Annotated in this window: 11 protein-coding genes; 5 read left to right on the top strand and 6 right to left on the bottom strand. The window is 46.1% G+C overall.

Annotated elements, in window-relative coordinates; all coding sequences use genetic code 11:
- Nucleotides 1–296 precede the first annotated feature (296 nt).
- The 4 genes from QUB51_RS28830 to QUB51_RS28815 all read right to left on the bottom strand — a co-directional run bounded on the left by QUB51_RS28830 (nucleotide 297) and on the right by QUB51_RS28815 (nucleotide 6,302).
- Nucleotides 297–512: a hypothetical protein gene (locus tag QUB51_RS28830; RefSeq protein ID WP_333057975.1), complete on the bottom strand. Its 216-nt coding sequence runs from the start codon at nucleotides 510–512 to the stop codon at nucleotides 297–299.
- A gap of 66 nt (nucleotides 513–578) precedes the next feature.
- A complete protein-coding gene (locus tag QUB51_RS28825) occupies nucleotides 579–2,858 on the bottom strand; it encodes a hypothetical protein (RefSeq protein ID WP_333057974.1) in 2,280 nt (759 codons plus the stop codon).
- A gap of 176 nt (nucleotides 2,859–3,034) precedes the next feature.
- A complete protein-coding gene (locus QUB51_RS28820; RefSeq protein ID WP_333057973.1) occupies nucleotides 3,035–4,849 on the bottom strand; it encodes a peptidoglycan DD-metalloendopeptidase family protein in 1,815 nt (604 codons plus the stop codon).
- A gap of 265 nt (nucleotides 4,850–5,114) precedes the next feature.
- Nucleotides 5,115–6,302, bottom strand: a complete 1,188-nt coding sequence (locus QUB51_RS28815) for an RNA-guided endonuclease TnpB family protein (protein WP_333057972.1) — start codon at nucleotides 6,300–6,302, stop codon at nucleotides 5,115–5,117.
- A 160-nt stretch (nucleotides 6,303–6,462) separates the two neighbouring features.
- Between QUB51_RS28815 and pgeF the strand changes: the two genes are divergently transcribed.
- Nucleotides 6,463–7,341: a peptidoglycan editing factor PgeF gene (pgeF, locus tag QUB51_RS28810; protein ID WP_333212114.1), complete on the top strand. Its 879-nt coding sequence runs from the start codon at nucleotides 6,463–6,465 to the stop codon at nucleotides 7,339–7,341.
- Nucleotides 7,342–7,584: 243 nt separating this feature from the next.
- The gene (locus QUB51_RS28805) at nucleotides 7,585–8,196 is read left to right on the top strand and encodes a CPP1-like family protein (RefSeq protein WP_333057970.1); all 612 of its coding nucleotides are present in this window, start codon (nucleotides 7,585–7,587) and stop codon (nucleotides 8,194–8,196) included.
- Nucleotides 8,197–8,349: 153 nt separating this feature from the next.
- On the opposite strand, the gene QUB51_RS28800 is transcribed toward QUB51_RS28805, so the two are convergent.
- Nucleotides 8,350–9,036 (bottom strand): HAD family hydrolase, encoded by a 687-nt coding sequence (locus QUB51_RS28800; protein ID WP_333263174.1) that lies wholly within the window; start codon nucleotides 9,034–9,036, stop codon nucleotides 8,350–8,352.
- Nucleotides 9,037–9,573: 537 nt separating this feature from the next.
- On the opposite strand from QUB51_RS28800, the gene QUB51_RS28795 reads away from it, so the two are divergent.
- Both QUB51_RS28795 and QUB51_RS28790 read left to right on the top strand, forming a co-directional pair.
- A complete protein-coding gene (locus QUB51_RS28795; protein ID WP_333233305.1) occupies nucleotides 9,574–11,664 on the top strand; it encodes a diguanylate cyclase domain-containing protein in 2,091 nt (696 codons plus the stop codon).
- Nucleotides 11,645–12,178, top strand: coding sequence for a GNAT family N-acetyltransferase (locus tag QUB51_RS28790; protein WP_333212118.1), 534 nt, complete (start codon nucleotides 11,645–11,647; stop codon nucleotides 12,176–12,178). The genes QUB51_RS28795 and QUB51_RS28790 overlap by 20 nt, the downstream gene beginning before the upstream one ends.
- Before the next feature lie 20 nt (nucleotides 12,179–12,198).
- Here QUB51_RS28790 and hppD read toward each other — a convergent pair whose 3' ends face one another.
- A complete protein-coding gene (gene hppD / locus QUB51_RS28785) occupies nucleotides 12,199–13,260 on the bottom strand; it encodes a 4-hydroxyphenylpyruvate dioxygenase (protein ID WP_333212120.1) in 1,062 nt (353 codons plus the stop codon).
- Between the two features lie 316 nt (nucleotides 13,261–13,576).
- On the opposite strand from hppD, the gene QUB51_RS28780 reads away from it, so the two are divergent.
- Nucleotides 13,577–13,791: hypothetical protein (locus QUB51_RS28780; protein ID WP_333057965.1), on the top strand; the 215-nt coding region annotated here is incomplete at its 3' end.

The following is a 13,791-nucleotide window of genomic DNA, read 5'->3' as shown; positions in this document are numbered from 1 at the left end:
CGTCCCGCCCGTCCACTCATGACGGGCGGGACGCCCATCCCACAATAACAATTAAAATTGTAAGTTATTTAATTCGCAATCCTTAGCAATTTATTCTGGGAGGGTGACAAAGATGTCTAGGAACTAGAACGACTCAGGGTTTCTCCCTGTATACGCTGTTGATAAAAGCTAATTTTATTACGAGCTAACTTCATTAATTCTTGCACAGGTTCAGAAGATTGTTCCAGATAATTTACCCGCTGCCCTCCATCTCAACCAACGCCAAATGTACTCCCTATAAGGTATTTTTGGCTCGGTTATTTACGGCGAGATACATATTTTTGCACCTGCATTTTCTGAATATTAGTGCCTTCAAATCCAGCATTTTGAGAACTGAAAAATTCCGCGCGATCGCTAATAGCATTATAGTAGCTGTAAAGGTAATCGCTCAGTTGCTGGCTGCCAGTCGAATAGAGGTTATTCGGCAGCGCGTTTACCGTTATACCTCCGATTAAGCAGTGTGGTGTTTCCACAAATCGATTTTCCCGATTCTGCAGCCCTGTAGCCACTAAACCGTATTGAATTATAACTGCTATATTTTAATTTTTCAAACGATACAACACCGACTCAGTATTAAAATTTTTTCCGAAAACTGGTTCCAGCGGGCCTTCGGCACTTGTCAGCCAAGATAGAGCTTTTCTGGTAGCTGCGTCTGTCCCAGTCAGGGGCCCGAATCCTACAGTCCTAATTTTATTTCGCCGTAGATTGTCAATCCATGCCGAAAGTCGATCGGCTCTAAACGGCACATATAAAACTTGTCTGTCCAAATTTCTCCCGTAAAACAGGTAACTGCGCGAACTTAAAAAGAAGCCTATTCTTTCATCAGGTACTGTATTTTTATCAATATATTCGTAAATTCCGCGATACAGTTCGGTGCGTGCAAAATCTCGCTTTTCCCTCCAATGACCAATTACTATCAATCCTATACAGACACCAATTATCACTATGTAAATCGATTTTTTTCGGGTAGAAAATAGATGATTCAGCCATCCTAAGCCAGGATTGATTTTCAACCATATCGCAGCCAGCGTCACTGACACAAAATAAAATATCGGATATGGTAATATATATGGCCAACTGGGGCCTAATATTTTCCATATAGTATTAAGAGCTTCTCTTGGGTTAGACTTCAAATTATCAATCAACAAACTCCCCCAAACAATACTATCTCCGGTGAAAGAAGAATTTTTAATAAAATCAAAAATTGTGTTGCTAGTAATTCCGAACAAACCACTAAAGAAAACCACTACCAGAACAACTAGATTTGCAGTTTTCAAGAGAGTTGCTGTAGCTGCTGCTGCGACGGCGAGTACGCTTAAAAAGGGAAATCCGTATCTGAGGTTAAAACCGAGTAAAGGGCTGAGTTGACCGATCGACTCTCCGGCAGTACCGGACGTGTAAGGTGTAATTAGATACAGAATTCCTGTGCTGGCGAGAAGTATAATTAAAATAATATTATTTTGATTAATTATTCTGGTTTTACCCTGGATAAAAGCCAGAGGCGCTGCCAATACCTGAAGCGCGATCGCCAGAAAGGGCAGTTGCAATCTAATGATAATTTGTACGCCGACAGTTTTCCAGTGGGAAATATTGCTGGGATTAAATTGAGCTGCTAAAGTGCTTTGCCAAATCTTTAGAAGTGGCGAAGCGGGCTGCTTCTGTACCGGAGGTATGGGTGCAGTTATGGGAGACGGGAAGGAAACAGGATCTAAGGGAATTTTAATATCGCCGACTTCGCCGACAGGATAATTGATTTGCAGCAAGTTTCTCGCATACCAAAAACATCCTAAAAGCAAGCAACAAGCTAGGCCGCCAAGTAACACTGGTTTGAGAAAGTGGCGAATTCTAAAATGAGCTGGTGTAGATTTTTTATTAACCGCGAATCTTTTAATTTCTAATATTGCTAATCCTCCTAAAAGTGAGGCGGCATAGATTATTCCCGTGATTTTTATTCCGGCTAGCATTCCTGCGTTTGCCAAAAATAGCGAGAGTTCGGATTGCGATCGGCTGCTATGATAGGATAAACCTAGATACAAGCCGACTGTAAATATTGCAGCTAGCGGTAAATCGGGCTGAATGGTGTTAACTTGGTTGAGCATCATCGGTACTGTCAATACTAAAGATGCTGCTGCCATACCGTGAATTCGGGTTGCTCCAAATTTTATGCTTAATAGATAGACGGCAATTCCCTCAAGTACCCACGCAATTACCAGGGGGAAAGCTGCTAGAAAATCTTCTCCGAAGGGAAGCACACACAAAGCAGATAAAACGTGCCAATTGTAGGGATATACTCGTGCTTGCTCTTGTTCAAAAATCCAATTTCCGGTGGCATCTAATAATGTAAATGAATGGGTTTGATACCATCGGGCGATCGCAGGCAGGTGAAACCACAATGAATCATAATTGGTTATGGGTTTGGTTGCGATAGTTTCCAACAGCACAAATCCAGCCAAAGCGGTGGCAACAATAATTAGTGATTCTGAGAGAGTCCGAGGTTGATTGAGTTGGGGAATCTGCCACTCGGAGAAGGTAAAAGTTTTGTGATTTTTGGTATAAATCAGGATGAAGCCGATCGCACAAATCAGAATTTCTGCTATAATCACCGCAGCAATATTTAGTCGATCGGCACTTCCTAAAATCAAGCCGATACAAACTTGGGCAATACTCCATCCCGTCAGGAGTACGAGGAGAAAATGGGGAAATGAATAGTTATTGTTTTCTTTCTGATTCTCAAAGGCAAGAGACAAGCTTAAGGGAATCGGCCCGACTACAATAATCAGAAATAAAATTAATTCCCACAAATGCTGCGCTATTAGCATAAGCTGCAAGTTACCATTTTTTATGAGTTTTTCCTCGTTACCCGACTCTTTCGGGTAACGAGGAAAAACAACGAGTTAGCGTGCTGGTTGCACAAAACATTAATTTTCTTGTGGGGAGTAGGGGTTTGGCTTTTCGACCGTTCCACAAGAAAATTAATCTAGCCAATCCCCAATTTTTACCTGTTAGCTTGCTTCTGAGTTTTGGGTTTGACGGCTTCGGTATCTTTGGGCTTAGAAATGTCAGCTTTTAACAGTTCCGGGAATGGCGGCTGGAGGTTGTGAACTTCGATGTCCATTCCCAGTGGCAGAGGTGGCAACTGGGGCAGATCGTTTTCCCAATCCTTGAGTGAGTTAGCGGTTTGTATTTCCACCATTTTCGGGATTTGCGGTACTTTGGCGGTTTCCAAACTGCCGATCATTTTTGCCAGAGCGAATTCTAGCTGAGATCCCGGGTCGATCGCCACCCAACCCCGATCGGTCATTTGCCGAACCTCGAAGTGAAGGTGAGGCCCTGTAGACATTCCCGTACTGCCGACGCGGCCGATCGTCTCTCCCTGTTTCACGAACTCTCCCGGTTTCACAAACAGTTCCGAAAGGTGGGCGTAGAGAGTTTCCTGAGACTTTTTGTTGTGGTTGAGAACCACCGTCAAACCGTAGCCACCCAACCAATCGGCGATCGCCACTTGACCCGCATAGGCCGCCAGTACGGGCGTTCCCATCGGGGCCCCCAAGTCTGTTCCGGTGTGAAACCTGCCGTAGCCCAGAACTGGATGAGTCCGCCACCCAAAGGGCGAAGTAATTGCCGAAGCAATAGATAGCGGGAACAGCAAGCTGGTGTTGCCATTGCCGGGGACGCCTGGGGGACGCGGCGTGAGATTGTAGTAAGCAAAACCGGTATTGCTGCCACTGCTGACACTAACGGCACCGACTTGAACCGGCCCAAGTCCCATGCTGGGCGCTGGAGCGCCGCCGCCGTAAGATGCAGATCCGGCATAATACCCAGTGTCTGCGGAGTATCCAGTGTCTGCGGAGTAGCCGATGTTAGCCGAGTATCCAGTGTTTGCCGAGTAGCCGGTGTCTGCGGAGTATCCTGCGTCTGCGGAGTATCCTGCGTTCGGCGAGTAGCGCGGGGGTGCGTAACCAGATGCCGGTGGGTTTGAATCCCTCCAAACCTGGCTGCCTATTTGTTGAACGGCTTGACCGAGTTTACTGACAGGATTTCCGCTACTATTTCCGGCAACAGTTCCCCGAACATCGCTCGGAAGGCTTTCTGGCAGATTTCGAGGAGGAGGGGCTGCAATATAGCCGTCGTCTGCGATCGGAGGTTCCTCTCTGTAGTTGGGTTCTCCGGCATCTGCCGTCACCGGCTCGGAAACAGGAGGAGGCGCGCACAAACCGCCTTCTCCTTGGCACCCGGTCGATCGCTCTGCAAACTCTATTCTCGTTGGCGCTTCGTACTCTTGGTATTCTTCGTACTCGCTGGTAGCGCCAATGCTGTAGTCTGTTTGGTCGATTTCAGCGTGGGCTGGGTTAACTGGCGCTTCAAAAGGTGGCTCCTGGGCCGTCGCTTCTGGCAGGGGAATCAGGGCGGGCTCTGGCAGATAATATTGGGTAGGAGGTGGTTCGCTGGCGTACTCCGGCTCCCAGGCAGGTTCGGGATCGAAAGGCTCGGACGGTGGAACTTCTGCCTGCGGTTCAGGGTATGGTTCTGGTTCCACTTGGCTGTATGCGGGTTCCGGGGGCGGGAGAGGAGCTTCAAATAATGGCTGGAGGTCTGCTGCGCCGGGGACGGCTTGTTCTGCGGGCGGAGTTTCGGCTTGGGCCCAAACTAAGCCTTTGCTGAGCAGTCCCAGACTGGCAAGACAACCCAGTCCCACCAGCAGTGAGCGATCGGACAAAAGGCGCGATCGAGTCCGGGCGCCTGTAGGGTTCTTTTTTTGCTGTTTGGTTTTCAAATGGGCTGTTATTTGCTTGTCTGGAACTGGTTTCACGATTTTTTTTCCCAACTCAACAGGGGGCACAAGGATCTCGAAGTCAGGATCGAATGTATGGCAATCCTTGTCTTTATATACAGGCCTAACTGATTTTACCGGGCTTGAGGCAATTTTTTCTGCACATCGAACAAGCTCAAATGCTTTACGCATTCAGTCGCGATCGATATCCGGTTTTTTTGAACCGATGGCACTTGCCTAGAAGTCTGTGACGGCCACACTGTTGACATCCACCCAGGCGTAAACGCACGGGGATTCCCAAACCTCACGATTCAGGTTTCTGCTTCTGTCCCTTACGGGGTTTCGCACCAGCCTTAACAGATTTACTCTGTTCTGGTCTTACAGTCGCTCCACAGACTGACACGGCAAGCCCTGCCGCCAAAATATTTTTTGCCGCATTAATATCTCGGTCATGGCGCGTCCCGCAATTAGGACAATCCCATTCCCGGATATTCAACGGCATCTTGTTAACGATGTGTCCGCAATTACCACACCGTTTTGAACTCGGAAACCATCGGTCAATCTTAATTAAAGTACGATCGTACCAATCGCACTTGTAGTCAAGTTGTCTGACTACTTCCCCCCAACTTGCATCACTTATAGAAGCGGCAAGTTTGGGGTTTTTAACCATATTCTTCACAGCTAAGTTTTCTACGGCGATGGTTTGGTTTTCACGCACCAACCGCGTCGTTAACTTGTGAAGATTATCTTTCCTTGCATCAGTAATTTCTTGATGCACTTTCGCTACTTTAAGCCGTGCTTTGTGACGGTTTTTTGACCCTTTTTGTTTGCGACTTAAAGATTTTTGCGATCTTCTAAGTTTGCGATATTTTGCCTTGAATCCTTTGGGATTGGCAATCTTTTCGCCAGTGCTTAGAGTGAGCAAGCTTGTAACTCCCAGGTCGATACCGACTTGATTATCTGTTCTAGGTAATGCTTCAATTTCAACCTCTACCAGCAGAGAAACTGACCACCTACCTGATGGTGCAAGCTTTACTGTAATTGTTGATGGTCGGCAACCATCAGGTAGTGTCCGGCTCCAGCGAATGGGTAACGCTTCTGTGCTTTTTGCTAGGTAGACTTGTCCATCTTTGAACTTAAATGCTGACTTGGTAAATTCTGCACTACCACCGTTGCGTTTCTTTTTGAAGTTAGGATATTGTGCCCGCCCATCAAAAAAGTTGGTATAAGCCGTTTGTAAATGTCTCAAGCATTGCTGTAATGGCACACAGCTAACTTGGTTCAGAAAATCTAGTTCTTCGGTTTTCTTCCATTCGGTTAACATTGAAGAAGTCTCAGCATAGCCTACCCGTTTGTGTTCTGCGTACCAAGCTTCCGTTCTTGTGGCTAAAGCACGGTTGTAGACCAAACGAACACAACCCAAAGTACGTCGCAACAAACTTTCTTGTTCCGGCGTTGGGTAGAATCGATAGCTGAAGGCTTTTTGTGTCATGCTGACCTTAAGTACGCTATTTCACATAATAGCACGTCTTGTGTGAAATGGTAGAGCTTAACAAAAATTCATGTAAAGCCTTCCTAAAAGGACGGGGTTTGGGCCCTCCGCTTCGCTCCGCCCATTTTTTTGATGATTCGCTTGAGTAAGGATAGATTTCATGACTTTAGCTGGCGATCGCTTGACAAATTTTCCTGGCTCTGAGTGCGCCGGAGGACCTGACGGTATCAGTTGGGACTGGCAGAGTTTTGAAGGCTTGCCCTATCTGACTTGCAGCTTGCTTTCTCGCTGGTCTCACGGCTTTTTTACTCGCGATTTCTCGCCCCAGGGCCCGATCGATCTGACGGAAGTTCTCGAACCTGGAGCTAAGGTTTACCGACTCCAACAGGTACACGGCAATGCGGTACTCAAAACGAGTGAGTTGTCACCCGTTGTGGCTCCGGGCCCGGAAACCGCTGCCCCAAGCTATGCTGAGGCTGATGGCTTGGTTGCCCATCAAGAATTGGAGGCGCTGTGGGTTTGCTCGGCTGACTGTGTGCCGGTGCTGATTGCTGACGATCGCACGGGACTGGTTGCGGCAGTTCACGCGGGTTGGCGCGGGACTGCTGCTAAGATATTACCAGAGGCGATCGCTCAACTTGTGGCACAAGGCAGTCAACTAGAAAATCTGAAGATTGCTATGGGGCCGGCGATCGCTGGAGAGGTTTACCAGGTATCTGTGGAAGTAGCAGCGGAACTGGGAGCCACCATTGCTCCTAAGAGTGCCGTTAGTGCGACAGCAGACGGCATCTGCGAGTTTTTGCATCAACTGCCGCAAACGCCTGTCTTAGCCGATCCAGAACCGGGAAAAGTACGCTTGGATGTTCGCCTCTGCAATGCTCTGCAATTGCAGCAGTTGGGAATCGATCTTTCTCAAGTGGCGATCGCTCCTTTCTGTACTTATTCTGACTCGGCTCGCTTTTTTTCCTATCGCCGCGATCGACTTAAAAAAGTCCAGTGGTCGGGAATTGTGAGCGCCTGCAGGACAAGTCCCTTCTGAGGGCATTTGGCAGAAGGTAAAATTTTAGACGGCCAAGATAAAAATAACAATCTTTGGATTCATTATTTTTTATTTACGAATGCCAAATGCCTTCTAGTTTCAACCTTCGTAAGGTTTGCTGGTTCCTGTTTTAAAGCACTAAAAACTAGCAGCAAAACTTTTGGGAAAGCGGCAGAGCTCCCGCCCCGCTTTCCTCTCTTGTTAAGATTACTCTATAACGAGAGTCTTCAGCGGGTTATTACAATGAGTGAGCCAACTCCCTATCAACTTCTTGAAGTCGATGAAGATGCTTCCTTTGATGAAGTGCAAGAGGCCCGCACGCGCCTAGGCGAGCAGTACAGCGGTGACAAGAAACGTTTGGAATTGATCGAAGCTGCTTACGATGCGATCCTCATGGATCGCCTGCGGCAGCGACAGGAAGGGAAAATTAAAGTGCCCGAACGCATCCGCTTTCCCGAACGGCTGACTCCCCCACCCCCAAGCTTTACTCCGTCTCCTCCGAGTGGCAGCCCAGCTTGGTTGCAGCGGTTAATCGATACTCCTAGTCGATCGGACATTTTGTGGCCGGCTGGGGTGTATGTGGGGTTAGGCGGACTGAGTATTTATCCGGCGGCTAATGATGGTTTACTACAGTTGACTCTGGCTCTTGGGGTCGGCTCTTGTCTTTATTTTATTAATCGCAAGGAACAAAAATTTGGTCGCGCCGTGCTGCTGACTGTGGCTGGCTTGGTTATAGGCTTGTTGCTGGGAGGCTTTTTGGGTTCTTTGGTCAGTCCGGCATTTATAACAACAGAGAAATTTATCGCTGTGTTTACGTTTTTAATTCTGTGGCTGGTCAGCAGTTTTCTGCGATAGTCAGCAGTCATTAGTCAGCAGTCATTAGTCAGCAGTTATTAGTCAGCAACCAACAACTAATAACTGTGAAATCAAGACCTCTGAAAAATAACATCAGCTAACAATTAATAACTAATGACTAATGACTAATGACTAATGACTAATGACTAATGACTAATTTTTGCCACCTAAGATAATCTCAACTGCTTCGCTCAAATTGTTAGCAATTAAATCCGGTTGGTGCATTTCTAGTTGGGTGCGATCGCGAATTCCGCACAAAACACCAATTACCTTGACACCGTGCGTTTTGGCTGCTACAATATCTGCCTCCGTATCGCCAACCATCCAAGTGTCAGAATCCGGCGGGAGTTCGGCGAGAGCTCTTGCCATCAACAGGGGCTTATCTTTGACATCCCCGGTTTTAACGTAATCGTTGGGGAGGCAATAGCGGCGGTTTTCGGGGAAAAATTGCCCTAAATTGCAGCGGTTGAAGGCTTCATCTAGTTCCCTAACGCGGCGCATGGTCATCACGGCTAAGTCTACTCGAGCGCGCTGCACCTTTTCGAGAGTTTCGACAGCGCCGGGAGCTGGTCGATCGTAAATCATGTAGGGTAGGGTGTGGACGGTTTGACGGCGTTTCTGGGCAAAATCGGGGGCTTGGGCAGCGTCTAATCCTGAGAGGATGGCGATTTCGGTTTCGGGAACCCGCGCGCGCTTCATGTCCCAAAACTCTGCCTTGGGGAGTTCGCGCACTGCTTGACCCTCACGTTGAGTCTCGGCGAGACACTTCTGGTAAACTCGGTAGTAGCGATCGGACACGTCCATAATCGGGCCGTCAAAGTCGGTAATAAGTCTCAGCATTTAGCAGAGTATTTTTAAGCTTTGTATACAAATCCTTCGATACTATATCATTTAAAGGTAACACTTTCTTTACAAAAATTGACACAAATACCTAGGGGAGGTAAAGTCTATAGGAATGGTGCTAATTAAAGCAAACATTTGAATTAAACTGTGCTGTTCATCAACTTGAGCGGTTGTCAGCCACATCGGGTAATTTAAAATTAAAGTGTGCCGGATAAATAGTGTAAACCGCTACATATTGTTCATAAATTTCTACCTCAATTGAGGCTGATTTTGACGACACTTTCTGAAAAAAAAGTGGATAAAATTAATATTTTGCCTCATTTTAAAAATAGGCAAAAAACTGCTTGGAGAATCTAAAGTGTACTGTTTGGATAAATTAGCCAGCGGTAACAGGTGATGACATCTGCCAGTATAAAAATTTCCCTGAGAAATCGCAGCCAAACAACAACTAACTTTACCGGCTAACCTTGGAGAGTGATGCTCTACAATAACGAAATACTTCCAACATTAAGTGTAGAGAGCAGCCTCAGAAGTATGAATATTCTTCTTTATAAGCTGTTATCCTTACGCAGGATGGAATACCTCGCAGTCGATCGGGAACTTAAGATTAAAGAAATATCTTTAAAAGTGCAAGATTTTGCCTACATTCATGAGGAAGCAGCCGAAGGAAAAGACGTGCGCGATAGTTTTCCTGAACTGATCGGAATTGAAGGAATCCTAGAAGGCATTATTGAAGAACGAGAGCAAGACTTTCAGTTAAAATCAATTAACAGAGTTCTCAAAGACGGATCTTATTTGTATCTAAATTTGTACATATTTGGTTATAAGGCACAAGCCAATGCTGACAGATTGATTATTTTATGCGAAGATGTGACAGATAGCATTGCAGCTCAGCAAAGCATGGTTCAGGCTGCCAACGAAAACAGTATGAAAGTCGATTACTTAGCTGCGACTGGCGATTATATTGACAAAATTATTAATTCCCTAGGCGATGTTTTGTTCGTAACCGGAACATCGGGAAAAATCAAAAAAGTGAATCAAGCTGCACAGAAATTATTTGGATATACCGAATCGGAATTAATCGGCCAATCCATATCCCTGATTACGGCAGAGGAGGAATTGTTACGCAAAGTCAGCCAGCTACCTCCTGCACTTAAAAGCCAATATTGGCCTCAAGTAAAAGTAGCTTGCCAAACGAAAATAGGTTTAAAGCTGATTGTTGCATTTTCATGCTCTACTTTCGAGACAAGCCCAGGAAGCAAGGATGGAGATAGCGGGCTTATACAAGATTTTGTTTATATCGGCAAAGACATTACCAAGCAACAACGCATAAAAAAGTGTCAAGAAGCACAGTATGCTGTGACTCATATCCTGTCAGAATCGAGTTCTCTAGATAGCGCAACTCCGAAAATTTTGCAAGCTATTTGCCAAAGTTTTGGGTGGGATTTTGGCGAACTTTGGACGCCGACAGAGGCGGAGAAAGAAACTAGATTGGGTGAGGAAATAAAATCTGAAACAGATCCGCTTTGGTGCCTGCCGCTTTGCTGTCCGATCGAGGAAACTCCTTGTTGGCGGCGGGTGGCAGTTTGGCAGGCAGCGGAGGAAGTTAGGGAGTTTGCCGAAAACGATCGGCAGATTACTTTGGCTGCGGGTGAGGGTTTGCCGGGAGCGGTTTCCAGAAGCGGTTCTACGCAGTGGATTACTGATCTTGTGGGCGATCCCACTTTCGTGCGATCGCGCTTGGCAGAGGAAGCGGGATTGCGATCGGGATTCGGTTTCCCCATTCACGCTAGGAGCCAAGTTGTAGGAGTAATGACTTTTTTTTGCCGGGAAGAACTGCCACCGGATCAAGATTTACTTCAGATCATAGCTGTAGTAAGTTCTCAATTAGGAGAATTTGTCAAGCGCAAATATGCAGAGCAAGAATTGCAAGAAGCTGAAGCTTCAATCCGATTTTTGTACGAACAAGAAAAACGCCAAAGTGAAGAATTAGCTCGGCAAAATGTAGCTTTAGAACAAGCAAAATTAGAATTACAAGCAGCTAACATGGAATTGCAGCGGCTCGCTTCGGTGGATGGATTGACTCAAATTCCCAACCGTCGCTGTTTTGATAAAAAATTGGAGTTAGAATGGCAGTTGATGAAGCGAGAAAAAGATTCGCTATCTTTAATTTTGTGCGATATCGATTTTTTCAAACTTTACAACGATCGTTACGGGCATCAAGGAGGCGACGAATGTTTAAAACAAGTAGCCGACATTTTAGCTAGCAACGCTCAGCGGGCTGGAGATTTAGCCGCCCGCTACGGTGGCGAAGAATTTGCGGTAATTTTGTCGCGAACTGATGTGCAAGGAGCAAAGCAGGTAGCTGAAGCAATTCGCAGGGATTTGAAAGCAGCGGCAATTGTTCATGCTGCTTCCAAGGTAAGTGAGTTTATAACTCTCAGTATGGGAATCGCTACTACTGTACCTGCTGCTGGTTCATCGATCGAGGAGTTGATTGGACAAGCCGATCGAGCGCTGTATCGAGCTAAACTAGAAGGGCGCGATCGTATAGTTGCCCTAGACTTGAAAATAGAATTTCAGGGCCCGAAAGGAGTATGTTCTGATGATTGTGAGAGAAGCTAACATCGCTGACGCACCTGCAATCGCACGGGTGAATCTAGATACTTGGCGCACAGCTTACCGGGAAATTGTACCAGCAGATTACCTCGCCCACTTATCCTATGAAAAGCGAGAAAGCAATTGGCAAGAAATCCTGGCAAACGTCAAAAATACTGGCGTTTTTGTCTGCGTTGCTGAGAATGAATCGGGAGAAATTGTGGGTTTTGCTGCGGGTGGTGGCGAGCGCACTGGCAAATATGTATATAAAGGAGAATTATTTGCCATCTATATTTTGGAGGAATATCAGCGTCAAGGAATCGGACGGCAACTCGTGAGAACAGTTGCCACAAAATTGGCAGAATTAAGTTTGAACTCGATGCTAGTTTGGGTACTAGGAGACAATTCAGCCTATAGGTTTTATGAATTATTAGGAGGTGAAAAAGTAGACGAAAAGCAAACAACTAGAGCAGGAGTTGCCCTCAAAGAAATTGCCTACGGTTGGAAAGATATCGCAGTGCTGATTAACACGCCTGTATGACCGAAAAAGTGGAATTTTTATCAATCATCTATCAAACTTCCTCTCTTCATTTGTTCGCGTTCAATTGCCTCAAACAAAGCTCGAAAATTCCCCGCCCCAAAACCTCCAGCTTGTACCTGTTTCCCGTTAACTAAACTAACTCGGCGCTCAATAATCTCGAAAAAGAAAGTCGGTTCTGCAAAAATTGGCTGGGTAAATATTTGCAGCAGCATTGCTGCGGGAGTATCTTCTTGCCAATCTGCCAAAACTTGACAAGCTGCAATTGCTGGCCAATCTGCGGGCAAATAGTTTTGCCGCTGCTGCAATTCCGAGTAGTATGTTGGAGGAACCGGCAGAAAAGGCAAACCGCACGATCGCAAATCGGCAACAACCCCCACAATATTATTAGTTTGCAAAGCCATGTGCTGAATACCCGGCCCCCGATTGGCGCTCAAAAACTCTTGAATTTGAGAATTAGCTGATGCCGGTTCATTAATCGGGAATTGCACCCCACCTTCAGCGTGCACCATAACTTGACTCCGCAAAGCCGATTTCTCAGTCTGAATGTCAAAATTTTGCTGCGGTTGAAAACCTAATATTTTTTGATACCAACTAACAGCACTTGATAAATCCCCAGATTCAACATTTAACACTACGTGGTCAATCCGGGTAAACAACGGCAGCTTATCCGAAGCCGATAGCAGTGAATGGCTGCCAATTCGCTCCACCAGCGTATGGCTTAAATCGCCCCAGCCTGCGATTTTTGCCCGCTTAAAATAGCCTCCTGCGTTTAGGTCTTCTTGAATCGGTTCCAGGATTTTAGCGCCTTTGGCACCAGCTCTAGCTACCGCTAATTCGATATTTTTTACCCGAAAACCCACATCGGCAATCCCTGGAGGATGAAACTTCAACCAACTAGCAGCGGGACTAGCGGGTGTCAGGGGCGAAGATAAAACAAAACATACATTGCCACTGCTGACAACTTCAGTGTGAGTGTGGCTGTTAGCATAACCTGCTATGGATTGAAAGCCTAACTGGCCGACAAACCAGTCGCAGGATACTTGAGCGTTTTCAACGTAAAATTGAATGCGATCGAACTCCATAATCAATAATTGAAAATGGAAACTGAAAAATGGAAAATCTGCTGATTTTCAAGGTCAAACTGCCAGGTAGGGACTGAGTAATGGAGATGTTTCATACTTTTTATTGCGCGCCCACTTAATAATAACCTAAAGATTGAATATCCTAGCTCCCTCTGAAGGCAGAAATAAGTCGGCACTTAAAACAAACCCGTTGTCTGCGATAACTTAGGTTTGACCGCTAGACCTTCGCCAATAGGACTAAGGCAAAAAATGGTTTGACGTGCTACTTATATGGGTAAGGTGCGCGGCAGAAGAGCACTCTACATAATTAGGTGCTGTGCAAGTTCTCAAACCTAAAGATATGATAATTTTTCGGGGCTTGAGGCGCCGCTGTCTTCTGCCTTCAAATGACAAGCGAATTTCTTCATGTGGTACCCGCCACGTGATTTATCTCGCGCAAATCAATCCCAAATCAAAAATCGAAAATCCTCAAGAAAGAGCATTGATCCGTGGGGTCGCCTCTCAAATCGAAAATCGAAAATCGAAGCTGTC

This window comes from Microcoleus sp. AT8-A3 (assembly GCF_036705675.1).
Lineage (GTDB): Bacteria > Cyanobacteriota > Cyanobacteriia > Cyanobacteriales > Microcoleaceae > Microcoleus.
This window is presented reverse-complemented; position numbering and strand designations above follow the sequence as displayed.

Coding starts and splice junctions, on each gene's coding strand:
- QUB51_RS28795 (WP_333233305.1), top strand. CDS start 9,574: ATGAATATTCTTCTTTATAAGCTGTTATCCTTACGCAGGATGGAATAC.
- hppD (WP_333212120.1), bottom strand. CDS start 13,260: ATGGAGTTCGATCGCATTCAATTTTACGTTGAAAACGCTCAAGTATCC.
- QUB51_RS28825 (WP_333057974.1), bottom strand. CDS start 2,858: ATGCTAATAGCGCAGCATTTGTGGGAATTAATTTTATTTCTGATTATT.
- QUB51_RS28800 (WP_333263174.1), bottom strand. CDS start 9,036: ATGCTGAGACTTATTACCGACTTTGACGGCCCGATTATGGACGTGTCC.
- QUB51_RS28805 (WP_333057970.1), top strand. CDS start 7,585: ATGAGTGAGCCAACTCCCTATCAACTTCTTGAAGTCGATGAAGATGCT.
- pgeF (WP_333212114.1), top strand. CDS start 6,463: ATGACTTTAGCTGGCGATCGCTTGACAAATTTTCCTGGCTCTGAGTGC.
- QUB51_RS28790 (WP_333212118.1), top strand. CDS start 11,645: ATGATTGTGAGAGAAGCTAACATCGCTGACGCACCTGCAATCGCACGG.
- QUB51_RS28815 (WP_333057972.1), bottom strand. CDS start 6,302: ATGACACAAAAAGCCTTCAGCTATCGATTCTACCCAACGCCGGAACAA.